Origin of the sequence: Spiroplasma endosymbiont of Colias croceus (assembly GCF_964020095.1) — a bacterium.
Classification (GTDB): Bacteria; Bacillota_I; Bacilli_A; order Mycoplasmatales; family VBWQ01; genus Spiroplasma_E.
Map to the genome: position 1 here is coordinate 263961 of NZ_OZ026536.1, position 13130 is coordinate 277090.

Consider the following 13130-nt stretch of genomic DNA (forward strand, 5'->3'; position numbering starts at 1 on the left):
GGTAAAGTTTGTTTTGAAAAAAGTCAATTTTATGTTTCTGAAGAAGCCACTTATAACTTTAATGATATAAAATTATTTTTCTTAAAAGCAAGAGTTAGAAATATTTTATTAAAAAATAATAGAGGAAAATTACCAATAGATGAAAATGTTTCACTTATTCAACAAGCATTAGCAAAAATTGGAGAAGATTCACAATTAGACACCGCTAGATTATTAACAATGAAAGAAAGAGTAACTTTATTTATTGAAGCAATCAATCAAATAGCTGAGGCTATAGATCTTTTTGTTTATTATCAAGAATCAGAAGATAAGAAAATTTTAGACATTAATGATGTAATTTTACAAAGTGAATTATTACATAAGTTAAATATTAAAACTGGGTTAAATTTTACTAAAGAAGAGTTAACAAAATTTAAAATTAAGTTAGAAGTTATTGAAAATAATGAAGATGAAGATGATAATATTTTGAAAGTACAATTAAATCTTGCATATAAAGTTGATAATAATACCTGAAGCGCAAACTTTTCTTCTTCTGAATTCCAAATTAAAGCTAAAAGAAAAAATAAAGTAAGTTTATTATTTAATTTACATTGTGGTAAACTTTCAATGATTTCGCTTAAATCAATGTCTATACAAGAAAAGGAAGCATCTTTTTTTTCTAAATTAGATTTTGAAATTAAAAAAATAGATAATGTAATAGAAGAATTTATTAAATTAAGTAATGAAGATAAAAGAACAGTTAATGCTTTATTACAAACACAGCAACAATGAGAAAAAAATATTGCTGATTGAAAAAATGAAAAAGAATTATCTGATACAGAACGTTTAGCAGGTATTAATAAAGATAAAAAAGAATTAGAAAATGTAACTAAAAAAATCGAAGAAATTTTAGTTAAAAATGAAGAACATAAACAAAAAATACTTAATAGTTTACTTATAGATATGAAATTAGTTAATAATTTACAAATGTTAAGTTATTTACAAAAGAGTTTATTTTTAAAAAGTAAAGAATATTTAATAGCAAGTGATGTTTTTTATCAGGTACATAATTCATTTTCACTTCTTTCAATGCAAAATATTGAGAGATATGTAAAAAGTAAAAATCCAGATAACATTTCTCCTCCTATTGGTTCAATTGCTGAAATTGATAATTTATTAAATGATAATTTTTCTGAATTTGTTGAAATATATAAGTTATTACCAATTGAATTTCAGAGTAGACCAGTCTATATTGTTTCTAAATTATTAAATCTTTTAGATAACTTTAAAAAAATAGAAATGAGTAAACTTTTAGGACAAGAAATTATTATTGATTAAGAACATATGGCAAAAGTTTATCTTTCTCTATTAAACTTTTCAGATTATGAAGGATCTTTTTCACAATTTGTATGATTAACCAATGATTTAGAAATAAAATTATCAAAGTCTGTAAAAAATAGTAAAGAATTTAAAGTATATAAACAAGAATTAGAAGACTTAAGGGTTAAATTTTGAAAATCGTATGATTTTACTACATTAATTAATGAATTAGTAAATGTTTATTTTCCTAGTGAAAAACAAGAAATTTTACCTAAATTTAGTTTAGAAGAACACTTTTTATTAGAAGAACAAATATTACAAACTAATATTCTTAAAGACAATGATAGTCATAATATAGCAAAATTAAAACTTATGAAAGCTAATAATATATTAAAAACAAATCAGAAACTATCAGAAGGTTTTCAAAAAGAATTATCTGATGCATTTCAAATTTCAGAAGAAAGAGCAAAAATAAATTTAGGTAAATGAGAAGTTAATGATATTATTGCAGTTAATAGTTTGGTTAATATTGATGGTATTAAAGAAAATGAATTAGTCTATTTTAAGGTTTTACAAAAAAATAGAGATAATTTTACTGTTATTATTCAATATTTAAACTCAAAAAAAACATGAGACTATAAAATAAGAGATATTACAATTAATAATTGTAAATCATTTAATTTTACTTTTTCTAAAGAAAATCTAAACTTCCCAAGTCAAGAAGAAATCATTGATTCACAAACATTAATAAATGATTATATAACTTGAAAAGATAAAACAATACCAGAATATGTATTATTATTACTGGAAAAACTTAAAAAAATTAATGATCCAATTTTAGGTTTTGTAAAAGTTAATAACCAAAATTCTTTTAATGATTGAGAATGAGAAATTAATTTGCAAAAAATTAAAGAAAAATTATTAGAGATTATTGATAAAGAAATAATGAATGATAAGCAGTTAATAGAAGAAGGTCAATTGACACATTTAGAACGTTTAAGAAATAATGCAGATTTAAGATATGTTATTAGTAATAATATTTTAACGTTTGATTTTACTGAAAATAGTAAAGAAAAAATTAAAAGTTTAAAAGAAAATGTAAATAAAAAAAGTGTTATATTTGATATTAGTTATCATTCAAATTTTTTAGGTAATTATAAGAAACAAACATCTGCAATTAATTTTAAAATTAATAGAGATAGTTCAATTGCAAAAAAAAGATTAGCAGCCATAAAAGAAGAGGTTAGCAAGATAAGAAATTTAGTAGTAGTAGTTAATAGTAAGATCAGAACCGTAACTAATGATTTACATTACTTACACAATAGTATTCTTAATCTTTTACAAACTAAAAAACAAGAATGGGAAACATTAAGTAATCATACAAATTTAAATGTTCAATTTCAAAATCAACGAGTAATAGCAAAATTAAAATTAGATATTGAACAACTTAATGAACAATTAGTTAATATTAAATATAAAATTTTTAAATTAAGTGCCCAAAAAGTAGAAAATTCATTGTTTTATAATGATTATATAACTTTTATTAGATATTATGATCGAGTTACCAAAGATACACCTTCAGATATGAAAAAATATTTGTATTGAGATAAAAACTATCAAATTATTAAAAATAAGTTAAAAATATATAGTGGTTATAATAATTTTGATCATTATGAAACAGTATCTTTAAATAAAATTAATAATATTAAAGATATTGACATTGAAAATTGTAAAAAATCTTTAGTAGAATTATCAAAAACAAAATTTAAAAAACTTAGTTGATGACAGAAAATAATAAATAAAATATCTTGAACATGAAAAAAAACAAAAATAGCTATTAAGACAGTTAAAGAAAATAATACAAAAAATTTTGGAACTTTAATTGCAAATTTAAATGATAATAAAACATCAATAGATGAAATAAGCGTACCTTATCAAAGACAAAGTATACCAGAACTATTACCAACATCTGAGCCTTGAGATGAATGAATAATTGAAAAAAAACCTAAATTATCACGTTCAAATAGTACTAATAGTGCGATAAGTTCACTTTCTTCTGAATTTGAAGAAAATGATTATTCTATTATTGATAACGATAAAATATTAAGAGAACTTAATAGTTATAGTTTTCCAGAGTATAGTGATTTAGAAAGCAGTACTGAATCATCTCGTCAAGAATTTAATCATTGTCTTACTAGAACAGCATCTAGTGATAGTGGCATTTGTTCTGGTCAGATTACTCCTAAAGCAATTAGTACAAATCCTTTTGATGATGAAAGCGATGATGAAGAACTTGCTGGTAATACTATTAATGAATCTAATAATTTAGTAAATACTGTACCATTACCATCCAAATCAACTTCAAAATTAAATTTTTCTTAATTGATAATTAATTTTATATTTTTCTTTATAATTTATATGATACGATGTAATCATATAAGTAAAAGAAACAGGTGTATATTATATGTTAACTGCTGGTATCGTTGGTTTACCTAATGTAGGTAAATCAACATTATTTAAAGCCATTACCAATTCACAAGTATTAATTGAAAATTATCCTTTCGCTACTATAAAACCAAATATTGGTAGCGTTCCAGTCAATGATTCAAGAATTTTAAATTTAATAAAAATCTTTAATCCACAAAAAATTGTACCAACAATTTTAGAATTACATGATATTGCCGGACTTGTCAAAGGTGCTAGTAAAGGTCAAGGATTAGGTAATCAATTTCTTGCTAATATTAGAACAGTTGATGCAATATGCGAAGTTATTCGTTGTTTTGATGATATTAATGTTAGTCATGTTGAAAATAAAATTGATCCAATTAATGATTTTGAAATTATTGAATTGGAATTAATGTTAGCTGATCAAGAAGTAATAAGTAAACGAAAAGAAAAAGTTCGTAAAAAATCGGAAATAACTAGAGATAAACAAGGTATTGCTGAGGTAGCTTTATTAGAAAAAATTAATAATGAATTAAACAATGGTATTGCTATTCGTAATCAAAAGTTAAGTTCAGAAGAATTACTAATGATTAAACCTTATAATTTTTTAACTGCTAAACCAATAATTGTTATTGCTAATATTAATGAAAAAGATTTAATAACTAAAACCAATAAATATGTTGAACAATTACAACAATATATGAGCAAAAAAAATATTACTGTAATTGTTGTTTGTGCTAAGACAGAATGTGAACTTTCTGAATTAGAAGCAGAAGAAAAAAAAGAAATGTTTAAAGAGTTAAATATTTTTGAATCAGGAATTGATCAAATTGTATTAGCAACTTATAAACTATTAAATTTAGGTACTTATTTTACTGTTGGACCCAAAGAAGTTCATGCTTGAACTTTTATTAAAGGAATGAAAGCACCAGAGTGTGCTGGTATCATTCATACAGATTTCATGAAAGGTTTTATTAGACTTAAAGTTTATAATTATCAAGATATAGAATTATTGGGTAGTGAAAAAAATGTTCAGGAAAAGGGAAAAATGAGAGTTGAAGGTAAAAATTATATAGTTGAAGATGGTGATATTTGTCATTTCCTTTTTAATGTTTAGTTTTAAGATAATATTAATTATAAAAAGGTTATAGTTTTGTTATAATTAATTTGAAAATATACTAGCAAGAAAGGAAAAAATTATTATGTTAAAAAGTAATTTACAAAATCCTGATTCTGACATTCAAGAAAACAATTATGTTCCAAATAAAAAAACTAAAAAGTTTGATGTTCTTAATAAAATAAAAGTTTCAAGGGCTTTACTTTTTTGATCACCAATTGTGCAAATTATTGGTAGTATTGCTTTTTTAATACTATTAATAGTTAATGCATTTGTTGGGCAAAAAATGGGGTTTGAATTTAGTAAACTGCAATTAGCTTTATCATTATCATATGTTGGAATTGCAATTTTAGTCAGTATTATTTGTTTTATGATACCAGCAAAGAAACTTAAAAAGAAATCTTCATTTAGAATTACTGCTATTTCAACATTAATATTATCAACATTAATGTTAAGTGGTAGTCTAGTTTTTTGATCAATACCAGTATTACTATTTTTTTCATTAATATCATTAATTGTATGAATATGTGAAGTAATAGCAGCGATTATTTTAATTTTAGTAGTTGAAGAATTGCCTAATGAAAAATAAAGTAGGTGAAAATAATGAAAATTAAAGATTTAGATAATATTAAAAACAAAGAAACATATTTTATTCCATATGAACAAAAGACTAAAAATGCATATTTTGTTTATTTGGCAATATCAATAGTTCTTTTTTTATCAGTTTTTATTTTTTCTTTATTTGCTACTATTAATGTATCAAAATATAAATTATATAATGTAAAACTTACTGATTTTAATTATCCTATTTTGAATTTATTTTATGCTCCAATTGTTTGTTTAATTGCAATTACTGTAAGTATGATTTTATTAATATTTGCTCCTAGAGTAAGTATTATTGTCTCTTCAAAGTATAGCAGTAGAATGTTTTATACTGCTTTTTGATTATTAATTCTTAGTGTAATGTTAAGTTCAGAAGTACAATTAACTTATATTTCACAATCTGGAATATTGTATAATGAAAATTATCATTGAATTAATCCAATTATTGCAAGAATATTTATTATTTTTAGTCTTTTTTTAATTTTGATTACACAACTATTTTTTTGAATTATGCGTAGAAAGTTTACATTTATGAACTCAGATTATGAAATTTATACTACTAGAAGTATGGAAAAAAAACAAAGACGAATTAGAAAACAAGAATTAAAAAAAATTAAAAAACAAGAAAAGGAATTTAGTAAAAAAACTTTGAATATTAAATAAAGGGGGGCAGATTTATGAGAATTCGTAATTGGTGGTTTATTAGTTTTTATTTATTATTAAGCACATTTATTATTTATGAATTATTTTTTTTAATTGCTTTGTCAAAAAATACAGCTTTAAAAGATTTATATTATTATGGTTTTCAAATTGCAGAACCTTCACCAAGTTTTAATCCTTCAAGTTATACTGCAATTTATTATTTACCAGTAATAGGTTTAGTTGTAAGCAGTTTCGGTTTGATTAGTTGTATTTTTACGGCAAGAGTTTTTCTTGAAAAATCTCCTCGTTTTAAATTTGTATTTTTAGTTGTAAACTTTATAATTTTTGTTGTTGGATTTTTGATAAGTTTTTCTGGTCAATTGCTTTATTGTGAATGAAGTAATGATAGTGCACAAATAATACTTAATAGAGGAGGAACGATTGAAGTACCAAGCTTTTATTATAGAAATTGAGTTTCTTCAACTATTGTTTGATCAATTTTTGGTTTTTATTTTGCATTACTTGTTGCAGCAGTTATTTTATTACTTAAATTAAATTTAATTAATGTTCAAACATATCACTTTTATCGTCAACGTATTGAAGCAGCAATTGATTTTGAACCAGAATTAAAACAACCATTACCAAGTTCTAATGAATTTGATCCAAATGATACACAGACTATTACAATTTTTCTTGATGAAGAAGTAAATGAAAAATTACAATCAAAAACTAATCGTAAAAAAGCATTGAAATCCTCTAAAAATAATAAAAAAAAATTAAATTCTAAAAATAAGACTAATAAAGTAGAAAAAAAAGTTAATAAGATTAAAAAATCTTAAATTAAATAAAGATGGTGAAAATATGAAAATTCGTGTACGATATGCACCTAGTCCTACTGGGTATTTACATATTGGTGGTGCTAGAACAGCATTATTTAATTATTTATTTGCAAAAAATAACAAAGGAGATTTTATAGTTAGAATTGAAGATACTGATTTAGAACGTAATATTGAAGATGGAATTAGTTCACAATTAGATAATTTACGTTGAATGGGAATAATTCCTGATGAAACTATTGATTTACCAGGTAAATATGGTCCTTATAAACAAACTGAACGTTTAAATATATATATTCAACATGCATTAATACTAATAAAAGAAAAAAAAGCATATTATTGTTTTTGTACACCTCAATATCTAGAAGAAATGCGTAAGAAACAAGCAGATAAAAATATTTTAGCTTTCCAGTATGATGGAACATGTTCAAAATTAGAACAGTCTGTAATTGAAGAAAATTTACAAAATAAAATTTCATATGCTATTAGAGTTAAAATACCCACTAATAAAAGTTATAAAATTAAAGATTTAGTTCGTGGTAATGTTGAAATTAATTCAGTAGACTTAGGAGATTATATTATTATTAAATCAAATGGAGTGGCTACTTATAATTTTGCTGTTGTTATTGATGATCATTTAATGGAAATAAGTCATGTTTTTCGTGGTGAAGAACATTTGTCAAATACACCAAAACAATTAGTTATTTATGAATATTTTAATTGGAAAATTCCAATTTTTGCCCACTTAACATTAATTGTTAATAATAAACGTAAAAAATTATCAAAACGTGATGGTAGCATTATCCAATTTATTCATCAATATCGTAAAGAAGGATATTTGCCAGAAGCAATTTTTAATTTTATTGCTTTATTAGGATGAAGTTCTCATGAAGAAAAAGAAATTTACACTAAAAAACAATTAATTAAATTATTTACCCCAAAATATTTAAGTAAAGCACCAAGTATGTTTGATCCAGAAAAATTAGTGTGAATGAATAATTATTATATTAAAAGATTAAATGTTGAACAATACTTAGATTTAGTTACACCTTTTATTAAAGAAAAATATAATTGAAATAGCAAAACTATTGAATGATGAAAAGAAGTATTATTAATTTATCAATCACAGTTAGAATATGGTAGTCAAATTAATGAATTGGTAAGTTTATTTTTTAAAAATAATTTTAAGGTAGATATAGAAGCAAAGACTTTTTTGAATGATAATGAATGTAACTTAGTTTGTACAGCATTTATTAAAAAGATTATTGATTGTAAAAATTGAACTAGTGATAATATTAAAAACATTATTAATGAAGTTAAAAAAGAAACTAATGTTAACGGTAAATTATTATTTATGCCAATTAGAATTATTACAACAGGACAAATGCATGGACCTGATTTAGTTAGCACCATTAAACTATTAGGTTATGATACCATTATTAATAATGTGAAATTAAATTTTAAATATTAAAGAAAAATAAATATTATTACTTATACTAGAAAATATAATATTTGCTTTTGTTATAAATAAAAATTATAAAATTGTTCTTTTTACTCAAAATAATTACTAAAATAGAAGAAAAATTTTATATTATGTTACTATTAAAATAAAAAATTAATAATACCTAAAATTTATAAGATATTAATGAGAGGTTAAAATTTATGTCAAGCAATAATTATAAAGTAACTTTTATTCGTGACGGTATACACAAAAATATTAATATCAGCGAACCCGTTATTCAGGCATTAATATCTTGTAAAGAATTTCAAAGATTAAGATGAATTAATCAACTTGGTGGTGTGCAAATTGCTTTTCCTAATGCAACTCATACTAGATATGTTCATAGTATAGGTGTTTACCATATATTAAATCGTGTTCTTAGTGAAGTTGAAGGCTCTTCTTTATTAACTAAAGAGGAAAAAACAAACATTAAAATTGCTGGTTTATTACATGATTTAGGACACGGTCCTTTTTCACACACTTTTGAAAAAATCATAAACCTTAATGTTAATAAAAAAGAAAATTTTACTCATGAAGATTATACTTGTGCTATTATTATTGATAATAGTACTGAAATTAACATGATTTTAAAACAATTTAATATTAATATTAATGCTATTATTGGTATACTTAAGAAGGATTATAAAAATTATCCTAAATATCAAATTCAATTGGTATCATCGCAATTAGATTGTGATCGTATTGATTATTTAATGCGTGATGGATATTTTACAGGAGTTGGTTATGGAAGTATTGATATTGATTGAATTATTACGAATATGATAATTGATATTAAAGAGGGTTTAGTTTTTTCATACAAGGCAATTTCTGCTATTGAAAATTATTTAATCACAAGGTTCCATATGTATTCTCAAGTTTATTATCATAAAAGTGGAATTCTTTTTGATCTTAATTTACAAAAATTATTTTCAAGAATAACTGAATTATATTTTGATAAAACTTATTCATTTAAAGTCAATATTCATGATTTTATTGCTATTTTTGAGGGAAAAAGCGTTGAAATACAAACATATTTAAATTGAACAGATGGTACTTTAATTAAGTTAATGCAAGATATTATTAATTTTGAAAAAGATAATGAGTTAGTAAAAATATCAAAAGTAATTTTATTTTGTTTTAACTGAGAAAATGAATTGTTGTTATTAACAAGTCAAAATAACACTAATGTTATTGGCGTTAAACAAGATTTAAAAAATGTACTTTATTATTTTAAAAAAGATCCAATTATTATTAAAACAAAAAACGAAGAATATATTACTTTAGAAAAAATCTCACAAATTTTGCAAGATCCAATTAAAGCACCAAATACAATTTATTTTTTAAAAAAGAAATAGAAATTTAAAAGTATTATAAAATGAGGTAATTATGAAAATTTTAAAATCAATTAATAAAGTTTTTGAGTATCCAAATATTTTAGATTTAACGCCAGGAGATTTTTACTTAAATTCACATGAGTATCATTTAGCAACGCAAGAAGTAATAGTGATATTGGGTGTATTAATTAATAAAGAAAAAATTGAAAATGCTATTAAAACTTTAAATTTTACTTGAATAAATTTTAAAGAAAAAGTAATTGTTTATTTTTCTATTTTTGCCTACCTTATAATAGGTAATGAATATAATGATTTAAAATCAGTTAAAATAAATCAAATTAAATTTAAAGATAATACGTTAAAAATTAAATTTAAAGAAACATTACTTACAATGATTAATAAATTTCCAAGAACTTTGCATTTAACTAATGTTTTGGGTAATGATAATGATCGCGCTAATATGTATGCAGTTAACGCTATTTTAAATATTAAAAAAGGGATTGGATATGATAATTTTCATATTACTTTTTTTTCAGTATATCAATCGTTAGAATTAAAATTAAAGCATTGTTTAAGAAAATATATTCAAGTTGAACCTTCAGCTAGTAAGAAAAAATTTAATTTTCATAATTTAATACGATTGATTAAATTAATTAGTACTACAAGAGTTGAAAGTGAGGAAATGAGTAAAATATTATTAAACTTAAGAGAACGTTTGCGTTATTTTGAACAAATTAATCCTGGCGGTCAAGCAGCAAGATATGAAGCTGAGATAAATCATAATTATTTTCATAATTTAAATTCGTATATAATTAATGAACAAGAATTACTAAGTAATTTTGTCAAGGCTTTAAGTTTATTACAAGAATTATATTTAAAATTAATAGAATTATATAAAGATGATAATACTAAAGTTAAAATGCAAAAAAAAATTGATTTAGAATTAGTTAAAGTTTCAGGAATTAAAATCGAAGATGATCCAAAAAAAATTAATGATAAATTAAGAAATGTGCTTGATAATCAAATTTTTGGTAACTATCAAGAATTAATTGATTTAAATTACAATGATGTTGCTATTTTGGAATTTTTAATCAGAATTGGATTTATACAGTATGTTAATGATACAATTGAACAACTTTTATAAAAAAGTATTTATTTTTACTTTTTTATATGATATAAATTAAATTTATGAGTATAATATTTTAGATATTGAAAGGGGTCTGAACTGTGGACAGTTATCTTATTAATGAACTCACTACTATTATTCTTGATGCAGTAGCATTTGCAAATTATGAAATAGAATTGAATCAGGTTGTTATTGAAATTAATAAAAATAATGACTTAGGTGATTATTTTACATCAATAGCAATGATATTAGCAAAAAAATATAAACAAAAACCATTAGACATTGCTGAAATTATAGTTAAAAATATTCATCAGAAACACCCATTAATTAAAAAAATTGATTATATTACTCCTGGTTTTATTAATATTAATATTAATGTTGAAGTATTTAGTTTGTTATTAATCAAAATTATTAATGAGAAATCATTATATGGTCAATCTAATAAAAAAAATATTACTTATAATATTGAATTTATTAGTGCTAATCCAACCGGACTTTTACATTTAGGACATGCACGAAATGCGGCTATTGGTGATAGTTTAGCTAATATATTAGAACATAGAGGATATAATATAGTTAGAGAATACTATATTAATGATGCTGGTAATCAAATTAATGTTTTGGCCAATTCAATTTTCATAAATTATCAAAATCTTTGTGGCAATGCTGTTGAATTACCAAAAGAAAGTTATCGTGGTTCTGAAATTTTAGCTGCTGCACAATCATTTTTGAAATTAAATGGTAATAAATTTGCAAATAAACCTTTTGATGAAACTTCTTCTTTAATTTTTAAAGAATTTGGTATTAATTATATGCTTTCAGAAATTAAAAAAGATTTAAAAAAATTTAAAGTTAAAATTAATATTTGATTTTCTGAATCATTTTTATATAAAGAAAATATTATTTCTAATTTAATCAAACAATTTGAAATGCAAGGCAATACTTATCAACTTGATGGTGCTATTTTTTTAAAAACTACTTTATTTGAAGATGATAAAGATCGTGTAATTGTTAAGAAAGACAAAACTTATACATATATGCTTCCTGACTTAGCTTATCATCATATTAAATTTCAACGTAGTGATGTGTTAATTAATATTTGAGGAGCAGATCATTATGGCTATATTCCAAGAATTAAAGCGGGATTATATATGCTTAATAATGATGCCACTAAACTTGATATTTTATGTATGCAAATGGTAAAAGTTATTGATAATGGTAAAGAACAAAAAATGTCAAAAAGAGCAGGAACATCAATAACTTTAAGACATATGATAGATTTAATTGGAAAGGATGCTTTACGTTATTTTTTAGTATCAAGATCAGTTGAATCACATCTTGATATTGATTTAGCACTTGCTAAACAACAATCTAACGAAAATCCTGTTTATTATGCTCAATATGTTCATGCGCGTATAAATCAAATTATAGAGAATTATCCAAAATTTGAAATTGCAAATAGTATTAATTTATTAACAGAACAAAAGGAAAAAGAATTATTGATTACATTAGATGAATATATAATTATTTTGCAAAAAATTGAAAAACAGCATCAACCACATTTGCTTACAAATTATATTCAAAAATTAGCTAAGTTATTTCATTCTTATTATAATAAACATAAAGTTATTAGTGAAGATCAACAATTAACAATTCAACGATTAACATTAGTTTTAGCAATAAAACAAATAATGGCAAATGCTTTAAATTTAATTGGTGTGGATGCGCCTAAAAAGATGTAAAAAATATATTTTTTATTATTTATAATATACAATTTAGAAGGTGATTAAGAAATGCAAAACAAACAAACATTAGTAGAAGTAGCATATAGTTTTTTATGCAAAAAGAAAAAAAGCAGTTTTAATGAAATTTGAACACATGTTAAAAAACAATGTAATATTTCTAAAGAAGATGAAGAAAAAATTGCTGGTGAACTTTATACTGGAATTATTTTAAATACCAATTTTTTCTTAAAAAATGATAAACTTTGATATCCACGTAATGAAGTCTCATTAGAGGAAATTAAAGAACATATGACAAGAGTAGAAATTCCAAGTAATACAAAAGAAGAAATTGATAGTACTCAAACAGTTACAGATAATGATGAAACTATAGATTTAAGTGAAGACGTAGAAGATGAAGATGATGATTTAAATACCATTAGTATTCAACCATTAGAAGATAGTTATGATGATGAATAATAATGATATTATTAATTAATATTTAG

The 13130-nt window shown here is 22.7% G+C and carries 11 protein-coding genes; all 11 read left to right on the plus strand.

The features are described from left to right. Nucleotides 1-219: 219 nt before the first annotated feature. The 11 genes from AACL24_RS01585 to rpoE all read left to right on the plus strand — a co-directional run bounded on the left by AACL24_RS01585 (nt 220) and on the right by rpoE (nt 13104). A complete protein-coding gene (locus tag AACL24_RS01585; RefSeq protein WP_339048234.1) occupies nt 220-1317 on the plus strand; it encodes a hypothetical protein in 1098 nt (365 codons plus the stop codon). A 6-nt stretch (nt 1318-1323) separates the two neighbouring features. Continuing rightward, entirely contained in the window at nt 1324-3681 is a 2358-nt protein-coding gene (locus tag AACL24_RS01590) for a hypothetical protein (RefSeq protein WP_339048236.1), read from the plus strand. 82 nt (nt 3682-3763) lie between these two features. Next, complete coding sequence (gene ychF, locus AACL24_RS01595; protein ID WP_339048238.1) at nt 3764-4861, plus strand: redox-regulated ATPase YchF; 1098 nt, start codon at nt 3764-3766, stop codon at nt 4859-4861. Between the two features lie 85 nt (nt 4862-4946). Beyond that, complete coding sequence (locus tag AACL24_RS01600; protein ID WP_252319777.1) at nt 4947-5450, plus strand: hypothetical protein; 504 nt, start codon at nt 4947-4949, stop codon at nt 5448-5450. 14 nt (nt 5451-5464) lie between these two features. Next, nucleotides 5465-6127 carry a hypothetical protein gene (locus AACL24_RS01605; protein ID WP_339048240.1) on the plus strand — a complete coding sequence of 221 codons (663 nt, stop codon included), beginning with the start codon at nt 5465-5467 and terminating at the stop codon, nt 6125-6127. Between the two features lie 14 nt (nt 6128-6141). Further along, nucleotides 6142-6945: a hypothetical protein gene (locus AACL24_RS01610; RefSeq protein ID WP_339048242.1), complete on the plus strand. Its 804-nt coding sequence runs from the start codon at nt 6142-6144 to the stop codon at nt 6943-6945. 22 nt (nt 6946-6967) lie between these two features. Then, nucleotides 6968-8413 carry a glutamate--tRNA ligase gene (gene gltX, locus AACL24_RS01615; protein ID WP_339048244.1) on the plus strand — a complete coding sequence of 482 codons (1446 nt, stop codon included), beginning with the start codon at nt 6968-6970 and terminating at the stop codon, nt 8411-8413. 191 nt (nt 8414-8604) lie between these two features. After that, nucleotides 8605-9798: an HD domain-containing protein gene (locus tag AACL24_RS01620; RefSeq protein WP_339048246.1), complete on the plus strand. Its 1194-nt coding sequence runs from the start codon at nt 8605-8607 to the stop codon at nt 9796-9798. Between the two features lie 31 nt (nt 9799-9829). Beyond that, nucleotides 9830-10921 (plus strand): hypothetical protein, encoded by a 1092-nt coding sequence (locus AACL24_RS01625; RefSeq protein ID WP_339048248.1) that lies wholly within the window; start codon nt 9830-9832, stop codon nt 10919-10921. A gap of 83 nt (nt 10922-11004) precedes the next feature. Next, nucleotides 11005-12645: an arginine--tRNA ligase gene (argS, locus tag AACL24_RS01630; protein WP_339048250.1), complete on the plus strand. Its 1641-nt coding sequence runs from the start codon at nt 11005-11007 to the stop codon at nt 12643-12645. A 51-nt stretch (nt 12646-12696) separates the two neighbouring features. Next, on the plus strand, nt 12697-13104 hold the full coding sequence (gene rpoE, locus AACL24_RS01635) for a DNA-directed RNA polymerase subunit delta (RefSeq protein WP_339048252.1): 408 nt from the start codon (nt 12697-12699) through the stop codon (nt 13102-13104). The last annotated feature ends 26 nt before the right edge of the window (nt 13105-13130 follow it).